The sequence below is a fragment of the Ancylomarina sp. 16SWW S1-10-2 genome, from assembly GCF_009669305.1.
Lineage (GTDB): Bacteria > Bacteroidota > Bacteroidia > Bacteroidales > Marinifilaceae > Ancylomarina.
Window position 1 is genome coordinate 223,231 of record NZ_SADB01000004.1, and the last position, 17,299, is coordinate 240,529.

Annotated in this window: 17 protein-coding genes; 14 read left to right on the plus strand and 3 right to left on the minus strand. The window is 33.1% G+C overall.

Annotated features, from left to right (window positions below; translation table 11 throughout):
* Nucleotides 1-211: 211 nt before the first annotated feature.
* From EMN46_RS04945 to EMN46_RS04990, 10 genes are all read left to right on the plus strand, one after another.
* A complete protein-coding gene (locus tag EMN46_RS04945; protein ID WP_154199568.1) occupies nt 212-1,084 on the plus strand; it encodes an ABC transporter permease in 873 nt (290 codons plus the stop codon).
* Nucleotides 1,085-1,115: 31 nt separating this feature from the next.
* Nucleotides 1,116-1,358, plus strand: coding sequence for a DUF3098 domain-containing protein (locus tag EMN46_RS04950; protein ID WP_154199569.1), 243 nt, complete (start codon nt 1,116-1,118; stop codon nt 1,356-1,358).
* Between the two features lie 160 nt (nt 1,359-1,518).
* Nucleotides 1,519-2,307: an undecaprenyl-diphosphate phosphatase gene (locus tag EMN46_RS04955; RefSeq protein WP_154199570.1), complete on the plus strand. Its 789-nt coding sequence runs from the start codon at nt 1,519-1,521 to the stop codon at nt 2,305-2,307.
* A gap of 88 nt (nt 2,308-2,395) precedes the next feature.
* Nucleotides 2,396-3,100 carry a tRNA pseudouridine(55) synthase TruB gene (gene truB, locus EMN46_RS04960; protein WP_154199571.1) on the plus strand — a complete coding sequence of 235 codons (705 nt, stop codon included), beginning with the start codon at nt 2,396-2,398 and terminating at the stop codon, nt 3,098-3,100.
* A gap of 187 nt (nt 3,101-3,287) precedes the next feature.
* Nucleotides 3,288-4,337, plus strand: a complete 1,050-nt coding sequence (gene queA / locus EMN46_RS04965; RefSeq protein ID WP_154199572.1) for a tRNA preQ1(34) S-adenosylmethionine ribosyltransferase-isomerase QueA — start codon at nt 3,288-3,290, stop codon at nt 4,335-4,337.
* A gap of 236 nt (nt 4,338-4,573) precedes the next feature.
* The gene (locus EMN46_RS04970) at nt 4,574-5,548 is read left to right on the plus strand and encodes a polyprenyl synthetase family protein (protein ID WP_154199573.1); all 975 of its coding nucleotides are present in this window, start codon (nt 4,574-4,576) and stop codon (nt 5,546-5,548) included.
* A gap of 95 nt (nt 5,549-5,643) precedes the next feature.
* A complete protein-coding gene (gene atpD, locus EMN46_RS04975; RefSeq protein ID WP_154199574.1) occupies nt 5,644-7,155 on the plus strand; it encodes a F0F1 ATP synthase subunit beta in 1,512 nt (503 codons plus the stop codon).
* A 59-nt stretch (nt 7,156-7,214) separates the two neighbouring features.
* Complete coding sequence (gene atpC / locus EMN46_RS04980; protein WP_154199575.1) at nt 7,215-7,451, plus strand: ATP synthase F1 subunit epsilon; 237 nt, start codon at nt 7,215-7,217, stop codon at nt 7,449-7,451.
* Between the two features lie 237 nt (nt 7,452-7,688).
* Nucleotides 7,689-8,681, plus strand: a complete 993-nt coding sequence (locus EMN46_RS04985; protein ID WP_154199576.1) for a dihydroorotate dehydrogenase-like protein — start codon at nt 7,689-7,691, stop codon at nt 8,679-8,681.
* Between the two features lie 162 nt (nt 8,682-8,843).
* Nucleotides 8,844-9,683 (plus strand): carboxypeptidase-like regulatory domain-containing protein, encoded by an 840-nt coding sequence (locus EMN46_RS04990; protein ID WP_154199577.1) that lies wholly within the window; start codon nt 8,844-8,846, stop codon nt 9,681-9,683.
* 5 nt (nt 9,684-9,688) lie between these two features.
* Here EMN46_RS04990 and cls read toward each other — a convergent pair whose 3' ends face one another.
* The gene (gene cls / locus EMN46_RS04995; RefSeq protein ID WP_154199578.1) at nt 9,689-11,155 is read right to left on the minus strand and encodes a cardiolipin synthase; all 1,467 of its coding nucleotides are present in this window, start codon (nt 11,153-11,155) and stop codon (nt 9,689-9,691) included.
* Nucleotides 11,156-11,231: 76 nt separating this feature from the next.
* Here cls and prmC point away from each other — a divergent pair, with 76 nt between their 5' ends.
* From prmC to EMN46_RS05015, 4 genes are all read left to right on the plus strand, one after another.
* A complete protein-coding gene (gene prmC, locus EMN46_RS05000) occupies nt 11,232-12,092 on the plus strand; it encodes a peptide chain release factor N(5)-glutamine methyltransferase (protein ID WP_154199579.1) in 861 nt (286 codons plus the stop codon).
* Between the two features lie 19 nt (nt 12,093-12,111).
* A complete protein-coding gene (locus EMN46_RS05005) occupies nt 12,112-12,603 on the plus strand; it encodes a regulatory protein RecX (protein WP_154199580.1) in 492 nt (163 codons plus the stop codon).
* A 72-nt stretch (nt 12,604-12,675) separates the two neighbouring features.
* Nucleotides 12,676-14,067, plus strand: coding sequence for an LPP20 family lipoprotein (locus tag EMN46_RS05010; protein WP_154199581.1), 1,392 nt, complete (start codon nt 12,676-12,678; stop codon nt 14,065-14,067).
* A gap of 87 nt (nt 14,068-14,154) precedes the next feature.
* Nucleotides 14,155-14,745 carry a hypothetical protein gene (locus tag EMN46_RS05015; protein ID WP_154199582.1) on the plus strand — a complete coding sequence of 197 codons (591 nt, stop codon included), beginning with the start codon at nt 14,155-14,157 and terminating at the stop codon, nt 14,743-14,745.
* An 81-nt stretch (nt 14,746-14,826) separates the two neighbouring features.
* Here EMN46_RS05015 and EMN46_RS05020 read toward each other — a convergent pair whose 3' ends face one another.
* Together EMN46_RS05020 and pepE are read right to left on the minus strand one after the other, a co-directional pair.
* Entirely contained in the window at nt 14,827-16,413 is a 1,587-nt protein-coding gene (locus tag EMN46_RS05020) for an aspartate:alanine exchanger family transporter (RefSeq protein ID WP_154199583.1), read from the minus strand.
* A gap of 175 nt (nt 16,414-16,588) precedes the next feature.
* A complete protein-coding gene (pepE, locus tag EMN46_RS05025) occupies nt 16,589-17,299 on the minus strand; it encodes a dipeptidase PepE (RefSeq protein WP_154199584.1) in 711 nt (236 codons plus the stop codon).

A 17,299-nucleotide genomic window follows, 5' to 3' on the forward strand; every position in this document is an offset into this window, starting at 1 on the left:
TAAATCAAAAGTAATAAAACTAAAGGTAAAATACTTATCTATGGTTTTGACTTCGGTTAAAGATAAAATTAAGAGTTGTTTGCTACAATTAGTTCGTTTTTGTGTAAATTGAAGGGTGAAAAAATTACTGTGTATCTAAAGGCTTTTTTCTGATTAAAAATTGTATTTTCGCATGTTGCCATAAATTTACATTCACAATAAAATTAGTCGCATGGCTCAAAGTAATAAAGCTTCTAAGCGTCGTTTAAGAACGTCCTATTTTAGCTCCATAATTAGTATTTCATTGGTTCTGTTTATGTTGGGATTAATGGGTTTATTAATATTGAATGCTAAGCAATTATCCGATTACGTGAAAGAGAATATAGGTCTTTCTGTTGTTTTAAAGGATAATGTTAAGGAAGTTGATATCCGTCGTCTACAAAAAACGCTCGATGCTAGTTCCTTTGTAAAATCAACTAAATTTATAGATAAGGAAACAGCAGCTAAGGATTTACAAAAAGATTTGGGAGAAGATTTTGTCTCATTTTTGGGCTATAATCCTTTATTGGCGACTATAGATGTGAAACTATATGCGGATTATGCGAATCCCGAAAGTATTACAAAAATTGAGAAGGATTTAACGAAACACGATGAGATTCAAGAGATATATTATCAGAAATCTTTAGTGCATTTGGTAAACGATAATGTGAAAAAGATAAGTTTAATCTTGCTTGCATTTAGTGCTTTGCTTTTTTTAATATCAATAACATTAATTAATAATACCATTCGTTTGTCGATATATTCGCAGCGAATGTTGATTAAGACCATGCAACTGGTTGGAGCCACAAGAGGTTTTATTCGTCGTCCATTTATAGGACGTAGCTTTTGGCATGGTGTGCTTGGAGCCATTATTGCGAATTTACTTTTAGTGGGCGTTATTTATATTTCGCAACGGGAATTAAAAGAGGTTATCACATTCGAAAATGTAGATGTTCTCGGTTTATTATTTATTCTGATTATACTGATTGGGATTGTGATAACTTGGATTTCGACCTTTTTAGCCGTAAATAAATTTTTAAGAATCGATACAAGACATTTATATTAATAGACTCAAAAGGATTAATATTTATTTTTATATGAATAAGAACGAAAAAAAACTTGAATTTGCTTTGGCAAAAGAAAACTATAAGCTTTTGCTTATTGGTTTTGCTATAATTATTATTGGTTTTATGCTTATGATGGGTGGTGGTTCGGATGATCCAGCCGTTTTTAATAAGGATATATTTAGTTTTCGTAGAATCACACTAGCACCTATGGTTGTTCTTTTTGGATTTGTATTCGAGATTTATGCCATTATGAAACGACCTAAGGAAAAATAAACTTTATGAGCAGATGACTTTACAACTGACCGTTTCCATTTGCTTGGTTGCGGTTTCATTTTGTATAAGCTTTTAGTTAGAATTAAAATAAGGCAAATAGTATAAATTTTATAAAATGTCGATAACATGTGATATCGGTATTTGTATTTAAAACAAAGAAATGGATTGGATAGAAGCTCTCATATTAGGATTGGTTCAAGGATTAACAGAATTTTTACCTGTAAGCTCAAGCGGTCATTTAGAAATTGGTAAGGCTCTTTTGGGAGTAAATACTGTGGATAATTTAAGATTTACGGTAGTTGTTCACGGTGCGACAGTACTAAGTACAATAGTTGTTTTTCGAAAAGATATTTTGTCTTTATTGCAGGGTTTGTTTGAATTCAAATGGAATGAATCAACTCAGTATGTTGCTAAAATTGCTTTTTCGATGATACCTATTGCCATAGTCGGTTTGTTCTTTAAAGATCAGGTTGAAGACCTTTTTAATACAGATAAAATTTTGTTCCTAGTTGGTCTTATGCTTTTGATAACGGCTGCATTATTAGCTTTTACGTTTTATGCTAAGCAAAAGGAGAAAGAGATAAGTTTCCGCGACGCCTTAATAATTGGAATTGCTCAAACTTGTGCTGTACTTCCAGGTATTTCTCGTTCGGGATCAACAATTGCTACTGGTCTGCTATTAGGGAATAAAAAAGCTGAAGTGGCTAAATTTTCTTTTTTGATGGTTCTTGTACCTATTATAGGAGAAAATATCTTGGATATTTTTAAAACCGATGTTTCTCAGGCAGGTAGCATGGATACTTCCGTTTTGATAGTTGGTTTTATAGCAGCTTTTGTATCAGGTTTATTAGCTTGTAGTTGGATGATAAAAATTGTGAAAAAGGGTAAATTAATTTATTTTGCGATTTATTGTTTTATTGTAGGACTTATTGCCATTTTTGCATCCTAAAAATTAATAAAGTAAGACTTAAGGCGGAAGAGTAAACTATTCGACCTCTTTCACTTATTTATTCATTCATCTTAAAAATAACAGACGCATGATTAAATTTGAAGTAGATCAAGATTTTCAAACAGGTTCGCTTATTCTTTTGAACAAGCCTTACAATTGGACTTCTTTTGATTTAGTAAGAAAAATTAAATCAAAGATAAAGTACAAATACGATTTTAAAAAAATAAAGGTTGGCCATGCAGGGACTCTCGATCCATTGGCTACAGGCTTAATGATTGTTTGTACCGGCAAACTCACTAAACGTATCGATACCTATCAGTCACAGGTTAAAGAATATATTGCGACTTTACAGTTGGGGTCAACTACACCATCATTCGATTTAGAAACTGAGATTGATGGAACATACCCAACAGATCATATTAATAAAGCTTTGCTCGATGAGATTTTAAAAGAGTTTTTAGGGGAAATTCGTCAACGTCCGCCCATTTATTCTGCTATTAAAATTGATGGTAAAAGAGCCTATAAGTATGCTCGAAAAGGTCAAGCTGTTGAGATTAAGGAAAAAGTTCTTGTCATCGACGAAATTGAGATTATAAACTTTGAAAAGGATGTTCTGAAAATTCGTGTGGTTTGTAGTAAGGGAACTTACATTAGAGCATTGGCACGCGATATTGGAAGTCGATTAGGTAGTGGTGCACATCTAGTTGCCTTGGAACGAACACGTATTGGAGAATTTAAAACAGATCAGGCACTTGAAATAGAAGATTTTGTGAGCTATTTAGATAATTTATAACTATCTTGCAGCCATTTTTGTAAAGTTTTCAATTTTGAGAAAAAGTGCACTTGTATTAACTCGTTGTATGTGAGTTAAAAAACTTGTGTGATTGTTTTGTGCAATCAAATTGATTCTCATTTGTCATATAATTTAGAGTTCTTTTTAGAACTCATATCTATCATCAAAAACATCTAAAGTCAGCCTTATGAAGTTATCTAAGTTTAAGTTTGTTTTACCTCGAGAACTTATTGCTTTACATCCTGCCTTCAACCGTGACGAATCACGCTTGATGGTACTTCACAAAGATACAGGTGAGATTGAACACCGTATTTTTAAAGATGTTATCGAATATTTCGATGATAAAGATGTTATGGTATTTAATAATACCAAAGTTTTTCCTGCACGTTTGTATGGAAATAAAGAGAAAACAGGAGCAGAAATTGAAGTATTCTTATTGCGCGAGTTAAATAGCGAGCAAAGATTATGGGACGTTTTAGTTGATCCTGCACGTAAAATACGTATTGGAAACAAGTTATATTTTGGCGATGATGATTTATTAGTTGCCGAGGTAATTGATAACACAACATCAAGGGGTAGAACACTTCGTTTCTTATTTGATGGCCCTTATGACGAGTTTAAAAAAGTTTTATACGATCTAGGTAAAACGCCACTTCCTAAGTTTATCAACCGTGAAGTTGAGCCTGAAGATGCTGAGCGTTTTCAAACTATTTTTGCTAAGCACGAAGGAGCTGTTGCAGCACCAACTGCAGGTATGCACTTTAGTCGTGAGTTAATGAAACGTCTTGAAATTAAAGGAGTCGACTTTGCTGAAGTAACACTTCACGTTGGTTTAGGTAACTTTAGAGATGTAGATGTTGAAGATTTGACTAAGCATAGAATGGATTCAGAGCAGATCTTTATTAATGATGAGGCTGTTGGAATTGTAAATAAAGCTAAAGAAGGTAAGCATAAAGTTTGTGCTGTAGGAACAACTACTGTTCGTACACTTGAGAGTTCTGTTTCAACAATGGGAACGCTTAAGCCTTTCGAAGGATGGACAAATAAATTTATATTCCCACCTCATGAGTTTAGTATTCCAGATGCAATGATTTCTAATTTCCATCTTCCATATTCAACTTTAATGATGTCGGTAGCTGCTTTTGGTGGTTACGATAAAGTGATGGAATGTTACGAAATTGCTATCAAAGAAAAGTATCGTTTTGGAACTTACGGTGATGCTATTTTAATTATCTGATAAATGTTTCAGAAAAATAATATTTTTTTTAAGCCACTTCTTTTTTAGAAGTGGCTTTTTGTTTGTTAAGATTTCAAAAATGAGGCTTAATACATCTATTTTTTTTTTACTTTAGTACACTTAAAAAGTAGATGTTAGTTTATGAGATATCAGATTTGAGAGAATTTAAAAAACTCATTTCTATAAGGTGGAATTAGACTTCTGAAATCTAAAATATTAAATCTATATTTAAAAATATGTACACTTTCAACGAACTTCAAACTCAAATTGAAAAAAAAATTGATGCTTTGGAGTTTTCTACATCTGCAGAAGGTCTTTTTGAGCCAATGAAATACATTCTTTCTATAGGAGGTAAGCGATTACGTCCTATATTAGTTTTAATGGCTGCCAATCTTTTTAAGGATAATCTTGATAAAGTTTACTTGCCAGCAATTGGAATCGAAGTTTTTCATAATTTCACTCTTCTTCACGATGATGTGATGGATAACGCTCCAATTAGAAGAAATATGGCAACGGTTCATGAAAAATGGAATTCCAATGTCGCTATTCTTTCGGGCGATGCTATGTCTATTAAAGCCTATCAATTTATTGTGAGTTGTGAGAACAAATATTTAAGTTCTGTGCTTAATGTTTTTAATCAGACAGCACTTGAGGTTTGTGAAGGTCAGCAATTCGATATGGAATTCGAAGACAGAACAGATGTTCACGTAGATGAATACTTGAATATGATTCGTCTTAAAACAGCCGTTCTTTTGGCAGGTAGTCTTAAAATGGGAGCTATTATGGCTGATGCTGATGAAGAGGATGCCGATGCTTTATATCATTTTGGTTTAAATTTAGGAATGGCTTTCCAGCTTCAAGATGATTTGCTAGATACATTTGGTGATGAATCTGTATTTGGAAAGAAAATTGGTGGAGATATTCTTTGTAACAAAAAAACGTATCTGTTGATTAAAGCTCAAGAGTTAGCTAAAGGTGATGCTAAAATTGAAATTGAGAAATGGATTGGTGAAGGCGAATTTAATCCAGAAGAAAAAATTGCTGCAGTTAGAAAGATTTATGAAGACTTAAACGTGCGAGATTTGGTTGAGCTTGAAATTGATATCTACTTTAATTTATGTCAAGATTATTTAGCATCAGTGAATGTCGATGATAAGAAAAAAGAGAACTTTACTTTGCTTGTAAAGGGTTTGATAAATCGCTCGGTTTAAGATTATTTAAAAGTATAAGATAAATTCATCCTTTTTAAGGAAAAATGTTAAATTTGTCGTCACAGGATATAGAATGTTCCAATAAAACAAATGCAATGTCACAAAATATTGGTAAAATAGTTCAGGTAATCGGTCCTATAATCGATGTTAGTTTCGAAAAGGAGGGTACTGAGCTTCCTGATATCTACGACTCATTAGAAGTCGTAATTGAAAAGGGTAAAAATTTAATAGTTGAGTGTCAACAGCATATTGGTGAAAATACCATCCGTGCTATTGCAATGGACTCAACCGATGGTTTAAGAAGAGGGATGGATGTTATTTCAACAGGCTCTCCTATTATTATGCCAGCAGGTGATAAGACAAAAGGACGTCTATTGAATGTTGTGGGTGAAACCATTGATGGACTTGGATCTGTAGATAAAGAAGGTGGTTATCCTATTCATAGAACACCTCCTAAGTTTGATGAACTAAAAACTGAGTCAGAGGTATTCTTTACAGGTATTAAAGTTATCGACTTGATTGAACCTTATGCCAAAGGTGGTAAGATTGGTTTGTTTGGTGGTGCTGGTGTTGGTAAAACGGTATTGATTCAAGAGCTTATTAATAATATTGCTATTGGTCAAGATGGTTTGTCTGTATTTGCTGGTGTTGGTGAGCGTACTCGTGAGGGTAATGACTTACTTCGTGAAATGATCGAATCAAAAGTTATTCGCTATGGCGATGAGTTTGAGAAGGACATGGAAAAAGGCGGATGGGACTTTTCTAAGGTTGATAAAAATGAATTAGATAAATCGCAAGTATCATTAGTCTTTGGGCAAATGAATGAGCCTCCAGGAGCACGTGCTCGTGTTGCTCTTTCAGGTTTGACTGTTGCTGAAAGTTTACGTGATGGCGATGAGAAATCAGGTGGACGTGATATTCTATTTTTCGTAGATAATATTTTCCGTTTTACACAAGCAGGTTCTGAGGTTTCGGCTCTTCTTGGACGTATGCCTTCTGCGGTAGGTTACCAACCAACTCTTTCTACAGAGATGGGTACTATGCAGGAACGTATTACTTCTACAAAACGAGGATCGATTACATCGGTACAAGCGGTATATGTACCAGCCGATGACTTGACTGACCCTGCTCCAGCGACAACTTTTGCTCACTTGGATGCAACGACAGTATTGAATCGTAAGATTGCCGAGTTGGGAATTTATCCTGCGGTAGATCCTCTAGATTCAACGTCTCGTATTCTAACTCGTGATGTTGTTGGTGATGCTCATTATGATTGTGCTACGAACGTTAAAGAGTTATTGCAGCGTTATAAAGAACTTCAAGATATTATTGCTATTCTAGGTATGGAAGAGCTTTCTGATGATGATAAATTGGTTGTACACCGCGCACGTCGTGTTCAGCGTTTCTTATCTCAGCCTTTCCACGTTGCAGAGCAGTTTACTGGCCTTAAGGGATGTTTGGTTCCAATTGAGGATACAATTAAAGGCTTCAACATGATTATGAATGGTGAAGTTGACAAATATCCTGAAGCAGCTTTCAACCTTGTTGGTAATATAGATCAAGCTATTGAAAAAGGTGAAAAACTATTAGCTGAAGCTGAAAATTAATATAAGAGTATTTTTAAGTATTTATAATTATAAGAACTTGTAACTTTAAATTGATAGAAATGCTTTTAGAAATTGTAACACCTGAAAAGAAAATGTTTTCAGGCACAGTCGATCTAATTCAATTACCAGGTATTAGTGGTTCTTTTGAAATTTTGAAGAATCATGCTCCATTAATCTCTACTCTAGATCGTGGTGTTATTAAAATTAAAACCACTGAAGGACAGGAACAATTATTCGAAGTTGATGGCGGAGTAGTTGAATGTAAAATGAATATCGTAACGGTTTTGGCTGATTAAGCTAATAAGTTTTAAAAATAATTAAAAGGCTTGTCATTTTTTGACAAGCCTTTCTGTTTATTGGAATTTCTGATATGAAATAACTATATTTATATAAAGATTATCAATTTGAAATATAGACTATTCTGTAATAAATTTATTTTATGAAATTTTCAAAAATATATTTTATCTTTTTTGATATGTGTTGATAATTCTAAACAAAAATTAAACAATAAACATCTACTAAAACATAACCTTATGCCAGATTTAAGTACATCCTATTTAGGATTAAAACTAAAGAACCCAATTGTTATAGCAAGTTCGGGTTTGACTGATTCTGTTGAAAAAATTAAAGAACTTGAAGCAAATGGAGCTGCTGCAGTTGTTCTTAAATCAATTTTCGAAGAAGAAATTATAATGGAGATGGATGAAAAAATGTTGAATATGACAGGTCGTCCATTCATCTACCCAGAAACGTTTGATTATATGAACGATGAACCAGAAGAGGATCTTGTTCGAAAGTATTTAAGATTAATAAAAGAGGCTAAAGCAGCTGTATCTATTCCAATCATTGCAAGTATCAATTGTGTGAGCTCACAGAAATGGATATATCTAGCTAGCGAAATTGAAAAGGCTGGTGCAGATGCATTAGAAATTAACTTTTTTGTTTTACCAACAGACTTAAATCGTTCTGTTGACGAAAATGAAAATATTTATTACGAAGTTTTAAAAGAGGTTAAAAAGAAAGTCTCTTTGCCTGTTTCCCTAAAAATAAGTGCTTATCATTCAAATTTAGCTCATATGGTTAAGACTCTCGATCAGTCAGGAGCAGATGGCATTGTGATGTTTAACCGTTTCTATAGTCCTGATATTGATATCGATAATTTGACATTGAATACGGGACAAGTTTTGTCTGGAGCCTACGATTTTAAAAATACCTTGAGATGGGTTGGCATCCTTCGCGATAGAGTGAGTTGTTCTATTGCTGCAACAACTGGAATTCATTCCTCAGAAAGTATTATTAAGCAACTTTTAGCTGGAGCTGATGTTGTTGAATTGGCATCAATCATTTATAAAGAAGGACCTGGCTATATTGATACTTTGACAAAGGAAATTTATTCTTGGATGGAAAAACAAGGTTTTGAAAATATAAGCGATTTCCAAGGTCGGTTAAGTCAAGATAAATCGAATGATCCAGCAGCTTTTGAAAGAGTTCAATTTATGAAGCATTTTAGACATTTTGTAATGTAAAAATCACAAAAGATATTTTAAGCCGAATCAAATACTTTTGATTCGGCTTTTATTGTACATAATGATTGATAAAGGAGGTTAATCTGTGTTAAAAAATGTCATAAGCCTGCTATATAATGTTTTCTAAGTATATCTTTAATCATAATTTAAAAGAATCGAGCCTTGAAATCTATTTATTTTACCCTTATACTATTAAGCAGTTTTGTACTGTTTCCGATAATTTCTGATGCACAAGACACCGAAGAAGAAAAAGGTTTTACCCTGTCAGGAAAAGTTATCGATGCAGCTACATTAAAGGGAATTCCTTTTTCTCATATAAAAATTGATGATACCTATTGGGGTGTAATTTGTGATAGTTTAGGTTTTTTTAAGGTGTCTATAAAGTCCAATCACAGTTTAAGAGTATCTTCTTTGAGTTATGCCGAAATAATTGTTCCCATTACTAGTGAAGTTACTGATGGAGAAGCTTTTCAGGAAATTTCTCTTGAAAGAATGAGCTACATGCTCGAAGAAGTTGATATTTATTCATTGGGAACTTGGAAGCAATTTAAAGAGAATTTCGCGAAAATGGAATTGTTAGACGAGGAACATATTGCTGGTGGATGGAATTTTGGTAATTTGAAATCGCAGATGAAAGAAGCTCTCACTATGGATAGAAGTGGAGCAGGTATGAGCTTTACTGTTAATAGAAAATATAAAGATGGGAAACAGAGAGAATTAGTAGCTAAGCTGAAATCAAATGAGTACAAATCAGAGATTATAAAATCTAAATTCAACAAACAATTAGTTGCCGAAATAACACATGAGACAGGTGAAAGGCTGGACGCTCTTATGGTATATATTACAGAAAGAGAGCACTTCTCGTATCAGAGTCGAGATATTTATATTCAAAGAAGAATAAAAGCTTGTTATGATACTTTTGTTTTGGAATATGTTGAAGGTGAATATGACTATGCTTTAGATGATTCAACTAAAATTCTTAGAAATAATTTAAGAAAATAGTTGACTTATAATAATGGTGCAAATATACGAGCCAAAGACTCCTTTACTTTTTGACTTTTAGAGCGTTTTTTCCATGTTAGTAAATCAATTTCGCTACTATCTTCCAAATCTTTTAAGAAATGTTCTCTAAGCTCTAGTGTTATTTTTTCATCGTATATCAGTGCATTTACTTCAAAGTTTTGTTCAAAACTTCTTACATCCATATTGGCAGTACCCACTGTTGATATCACACCATCTACCATCATAATTTTACTATGGTTAAAACCTTTTTTATAAAAATAAATTCTAACACCGGCTTCTAATAATTCTCCTATGTAAGATAGCGTGCTATAATAGGTCATTAAAGAATCGGACTTGCTAGGAATTAAGATTCTAACATCTATACCGCTCATAGCAGCTGTTTTAAGTGCCATAAGTATACTTCCGTTAGGTATAAAGTAGGGCGAAGAGATATAAACATTTTGTTTAGCAGAGGTAATCGCAGAAAAATAGGCTTGTAAAATACTAGCCCAATCTGAATCGGCTCCAGATGCTACAATTTGAAGTAAACAATGTTCTTTGACTTTATAATTTGGTCGATATTTTTCATCTAAAAGTACTTCTTGACGAACAAAATACCAATCGGTTAGGAACACGATTTGTAAACTACTAGCAGCTTCACCTACAATTTTTAAATGCGTATCTCTCCAAATGCCTATTTCAGGAATTCCCATTTTATAACGATCTGCAAAGTTTAATCCCCCTACAAATGCCGTTTTTCCATCTATAACAATAATTTTTCTATGATTTCGATAATTGATTCTACTGGTTAAAATTGGAAATCTAACGGGTAAAAAGGGGTGTATTTTTATACCTTCATCTCTTAAGCTGTCAATATATTTTTGACTTAGTTTCCAACTTCCAACGCCATCATATATGATTCGAATTTCTACACCTGCTTTTGCTCGGTCTATAAGTATTTCGTGAAGTTCACTAGTAAGTTTTCCATCTTCAATAATATAATATTCTAAATGAATATGTTCTTTAGCTGTGCGAAGAGCTTTAAATATCTCATTGAATGTTTCTTCTCCATCGTTAAGAATGTTGACTCTATTGTGTTCTGTAAGTATTGCTTTAGAGTTGTTTAGGAGGAGTGTCATCACGTTTTTTTTCTCGTGAATTCGCTCATTTCTTAGGAATTTGTTCTTTTCAAGTTTACCCTTCTGATCTTGACTTAAAATTTGTAACCACTTAAGATCTCCAAGTCCTTTTAAACTAAACATTTTTTGTTTACGATAGTTTTGGCCAAAAACTAAATAGGATAATAAACCAATGACAGGTAAGAGTATCAAAACCAAAATCCAGGAGATAGTTTTTTGTGGACTTCGATTTTCAAGTATGACAACAATAAGCGTAAAAATGATAGTCAAGGTGTAGATTACACCAGCAAATCCGAATAAGTATAGCCATATGTCATTCCAATTGAGAACCATAAGTTTAGTTTATGCTAAAGATAATAGTCGTAGGCATAGAAAGAAGATTTGTATATTTGCTTAAAATATCGATAATATGAATTCACATCAAACTATAAAATATATTCAAGATCTTTTTAAGGAGGAGTTAAAGTCTATTTACCCTCCAAGAGAAATTGAAAGCATGATATATATCTTGCTTGAACACTTACTAAATTACTCAAAAATTGAGATTCAATTGAATAAGAATGAAGAAATTAAACAAAATATTTTTGATAAGCTTATTTTAGCCCTAAAAGCTTTAAAGAAATCGGTTCCTATTCAATATATAATTGGAGAGACTGAATTCTACGATTTGCAATTTAAGGTGAATGAATACACTCTAATTCCACGTCAGGAAACTGAGGAGTTGGTTCATGCAATTATCAATGAAAATATGGTTAACGCACCCCAAATTCTTGATATTGGGACAGGAAGTGGTTGTATTCCTATTGTTTTGGCTCATTATATTACTGGTGCACATGTTAGTTCTGTAGATATCTCCGAAGGAGCTATTGCAATGGCTAAAGAGAATGCTGTTTTAAATAAAGTCTCAATTGATTTTTATCATCGTAATTTTTTAAATTGGGATGAATACGCTTGGGAGAAAGAATATGATATTATAGTAAGTAATCCACCGTATGTGAAAGAATCTGAAAAGGAATTAATGAATGAGAATGTACTTGCTTATGAACCTCATACTGCTCTTTTTGTAGATGATAATGATCCTCTTATTTTTTATAGACGTATAAGTGAATTTGCTAAATTGCATTTAAAAAAAGGAGGGAAGTTGTATTTTGAGATTAATGAAGCTCTGGGTTTAGAGATGATAGAATTACAGGAATCACTTGGGTTTTCTTCGGTCCGATTGATGAAGGACCTGAGTGGACGAGATCGTATGACTTCGGCTACATTATAAAATTTAGATAACTGGAAGTATGTACTCTGAAGAAAAAGAAAAGAAAGAGATTAGTTATTCATCGGCACTTTCGAAAATGCAATTTATTTGTAGTCGGCAGGAAAAGTGCTGTTCGGATATTCGTAAGAAACTTGAAAATTGGTCATTGTCTTACGATGATCAGGATAGAATTATCCAATCGTTAATTGATAATAAATTTATTGACGAGAAGCGATATACTGGTTTTTATGTACGTGATAAATATAAGTTTAATAAGTGGGGACGGATTAAAATAGCACATCAACTTAAACAAAAACAGATTCCTGAATACATTATAATGGAAGCTTTTGATACAATATCACAAGATATTTATGAAGAAAATCTAGAAGATATTCTAAATTCTAAAATGAAGAGTACTCGGGAAGATGATCCCTATAAATTGAAGGCAAAATTGTATCGTTTTGCACAATCTAGAGGTTTTGAATCAAATTTGATACTTAGATACCTCAATAAAATCTTACATAAAGATTAAAAATCGTATACTTAGTGGCACGTTTCTTGCAAAGAAATTTTTATCTTTAAACCTTATTAAAATTAAAAACCTATGAATAAATTTTTACGACAATTAGCTTCCTTGACTTTAATCACACTCATTTTTTCTAGTTTGAGTTATGCAGGTCGTCGTCCTCCAAAGTGGGTTAAGAACAGGCCTGTTTCTTCTGAATATTATATTGGTATATCGGTTGTGAAAAAGGATGTTGAAAATTATATGCAATTGGCTAAGAATAAGGCATTGGAAGATTTGGCTTCTCAAATTTCGATTCAGATTTCATCGAATTCAGTTTTGACCCAATTCGAGGATAATACAAGTTTTAAAGAAGAATTTGAATCTCAAGTTAAAACATCCTTAGTTCAAGATTTAGAGGGATACGAATTGGTTGCTTCATGGAATAATAAAAAGGGTAATGAATATTGGGAATATTACCGTTTATCGAAGAATCAATATGCTTTGATGCAACGACTAAAGTTGAATAAAGCTAAAAAATTAGCTCAAAGTTATTTCGAAGAAGCTAAGGAATATGAAGCTAAATTGAATTTAATTCAGGCCTTGAGTTATTATTCTAAATCGATAGCTGCATTAAAAAAACACTTGGATCAAGATTTGTCTGTAATGACTTTTGAAGGTTCTGTTAATTTGGGAACTGAGATTTATAAAAGAATTCAAGATATTTATTCTCAAATACAGTTTGTTCCTGTCAAAAAGAATATAAAGATTGAGATATCGACTTCAGTGAAAGATCCATTTCTAGTGAAAGTTAATTGGGTTTCAGACGAGGGAGAAAAGCCCTTAATAAATCTACCTCTAGCTTTTAATTTTATAACTGGCGATGGTATATTAAATAAAAACGTTTATACGGATGAGTTTGGTTATGCTTCATCACAATTATCTAGGGTTACTTCAAAACAAAGCCTTCAAAAAATTGAGGCTTCTCTTGATTTATCTTCCATACTAAAACCAGATGATGTAGATTATGAACTAAAAAAGATTTTCCTAACTCCTGAATTAGCACCTAAGTGTTCTATAATTTTGAATGTGGAGCGCTTGAAGGCTTACATGACCTTTAGTGAGAAAATATTTGGAGAGGATTCAAAACGTTCTATCCTTAAGAATGCAATTAAAAAAGAATTATCTGAGAATTATTTTTCGTTTATTGAGGATAAGGACAGTGCAAATGTGATTCTTGATGTGAAAACCAATGTTGTAAAAGGCGAAATAAAAGAAGGACGAAATTACAAAGTTCATATTGTTTATTTAGATTGTTTTTTCTCATTGACTGATGTGAAATCTGGTTTTGAGATTTTTAATGACGCCATTTATGAAGTAAAAGGGATGAAGCCTATTAGCTATGATTATGCAGTGAAAGAGGCATACGACCAAGCTGTAGAGGAAATTCATAATACCATTGTTCCAAAACTTAATCAACTCGATTTATAATAATAAATTTTAAAATAATAGTATCATCATTCAGCCATAAAATCGAGATACATACTTTATTTAATGCTGAATAATAAATTGAAAATTATGAAACTAAAACAAGTATTTGTCCTAGGATTAGGAGTGATAATGACTGCAGGATTAAATTCGTGTGGTTCTAGTGAAAAAGCGGTATCGGCTAAGTCTCAAGGTGAAGAGTTGATTGAAGTATACTGCACAGGTAGCGAATACCAAAGTGATAAAAGCCATTTTAGAGCTTCAGCTATTGGTGAAAGTTTAGATCAGATGGTTTCCAAAAAGAAAGCAGGAACAAATGCACGTGCAGAGTTGGCTTCTTTAGTTGCATCTACAATAAAAGGAACTATCGACAATTACGTCAATTCTACAGAATTGAATAATGTAGAGCAAGTTGAAGAGCGTTTCGAAGGTTTAACTCGTGAGGTAATCAATCAACAGCTTAATAATATTAAAGTGATTTGTGAGAAACAAACTCGTACTTCTCAGAACAAATATAAGACTTATGTGGCTATTGAAATGAGTGCTGAGGACTTAGAAAAAGCAATTGATATGAAATTATCTCAAGATGAGAAATTGAAAGTTGATTACGACTATAATAAGTTTAAGGAAACTTACGATGCAGAAATGGAAAAACTTGAAACTAAACAAAGAGGTTTTTAATTAAAAGGTTTTTGAATAATATACTAAAACAGCGCTTATCCGTACGGGTAAGCGCTGTTTTCATGTCCTAGCTATATTTCCCTAGATCATACTTATGAGTTGCACACAAACGATTAGAAAAACCATTGCTATGGGATAAACAGTTGCGTAAGCAATAGCTTGTGCATTTGAATCTGTCATGCCATCAACAGCAGCCAAACCTGGTGTACTTGTCATACTTCCGGTTAGCGCTCCTAATAAGTTAAGTAGATTCATTTTTAGCCAATAGTGACCAATGAGAGCCGTTATGATCATGGGTACAAGTGTGATTATAATACCTATTCCGAAAAGGAGCATTCCTGACTCTTGGAAAGTTTCTACAAGCTTAGATCCTGCGCTAGTACCTACTACAGCTAAAAACATAAGCAAGCCTAACTGACGTAGTAATTGATTGGCTGTACCAGACATGGTCCATAAGATGGGGCCTGTTTTCCCAATTCGACTAAGAATTAGAGCGACCATAAGGACACCGCCGGTTAAACCTAATGAGAATGTGAAATCATAGGAGAATGAGATTTTAAGTTTTCCTACCAAAACACCTAAAACAATACCCGTTGCAATAGGAAAGAAGTCGGTATCTGAAAGTTTTTGTTGATCATTACCAAATAAATGGCGAACGTTATTAATGTTTCCTTTTCCACAGGCTACAATTATTTTATCCCCAAATCGAATGACTGATTTTGAACTAGGTGCAATGTCAATTCCTGCTCTTCTTATTCTTGTGATACGAGCATTGTAGTTTGATAAAACGTTAAGTTGACCTATTGTTTTATTAACGACTTCTTTATTGGTAACCAAGATGCTTTCTACAACGTAATCAAAACTGAGAGGAATTTTTTGTTTGGTTTGTTCTCCAACCAAGATTTTAGCTTTTTCGAGTGCCTGATGAGATCCAATTAATTTGATAATATCATCCTTGTGAAGAATTGTTTCTGGACTAGGAACTATCGTAATACCTTTATGCATAATACGAGTAATATTAGCCTGTGTCATAGCACGTACTTTTAATTCTCGAATGCTTTTTCCAACGATGTTTTCGTTTTCAACAATAAAGTTCCGGTTGAATAGTTCTGGATGTTTTTTAAGGTCTTCATCTTCTATTTTTTTCGCTTCAGATTCAATATTGACACCTACAATTTTAGGATATAAGCGAACAAATAAAATGACACCGATAACACCAAAAGGATAGGCGATACCATAGCCAATTGAAGAAAGTGTAGAGCCTGTGCTCTCGATAGCTGCAGCTAAGCCGGGCGTACTTGTTAAGGAACCTGTTAGTAGGCCAACGGCAATTTTAAAATCAACATTAAAAGCAGATGCAAGACCTACAGTAATTAACGATGCACTAGAGATAAGTACAAAGGCTAAAATAATAAGATGGCGACCATTTTTTTGAAATGATTCGAAGAAACCAGGTCCGGCTTGAATTCCAATAGTGAAAATAAATAGAGTAAGTCCTATATCCTGAATATCAACTGGTATGCTAATACCGAAGTGACCAAAAACTAAAGCTACAAAAATGACTGCAGAGACATCAAGAGAGATGCCTTTAATTTTAATATTGCCAATGACGAAACCTATTGCTACAATAAGAAATAAAACGAAATAACTCGACGAGAATAAATCCATGGGAGACGATAATATGATGTATGTTTTAAGGCTGCAAAGTTATAATAGTTTTCTTTATAAAAATGATCAGAAAGGCTTAAAATTTATTCTATAAATTAAAATAAGTGAGGCGAATGGGAAAGTAAAAAGCGACCTTATACTTGATAAGGTCGCTTGAGATATTCTTTGTAATATTTTATTTCATTAAGAAATTGAAATCGTCAGTTGCTTTTAGCTCATATGTTTTAACTCCATTTTTGAAAATGCGACATTCTCTACTTCCTATTAAGCTGATTTTTCCATTTTCAACTAAAAACATGCATGCCTCTCTTAAACCAGCAACATACATATCAGGATTAGCAACTATAAATTCATTGATTCTATCTTCACGTGTTTCGCCACCATGACCTTCAGGATTGCCATCTAAATAGTGAGGGTTTATTTGGAAAGGAATAAAGTTTAGTGCCTCGAAACCAAGGGGATCGATAATAGGCATATCATTGGTGGTTTTTATAGTAGGACAAGTTAAGTTTGATCCTGCACTCCAGCCAATATATGGTGTTTTCTGATTCATCACCTTATTGCGAATAGCATCTATTAAGTTAAATTTATGCACCATGTGTAATAAGTTCCAGGTATTACCACCACCTACAACTATAACTTCTGCTTCTTCAACAGCTTTAATAGGATCTTCAAAATGGTGAATCGAAACAATATCGTGTCCTATTTCGTTGAATCTATGTTTTACTTTAGCTTCATAATCATCGAAGGATACCGTAACACCAGCGTAAGGAATGAAGAGTGCTTTTGTAGGTTTATCTCCTAAAAATTCTTTGATGTTATTTTTAGGATAATCTAAATATTCTTCACCTGCATTGGTAGAATTGCTAATTAGTAATAGTCTCAT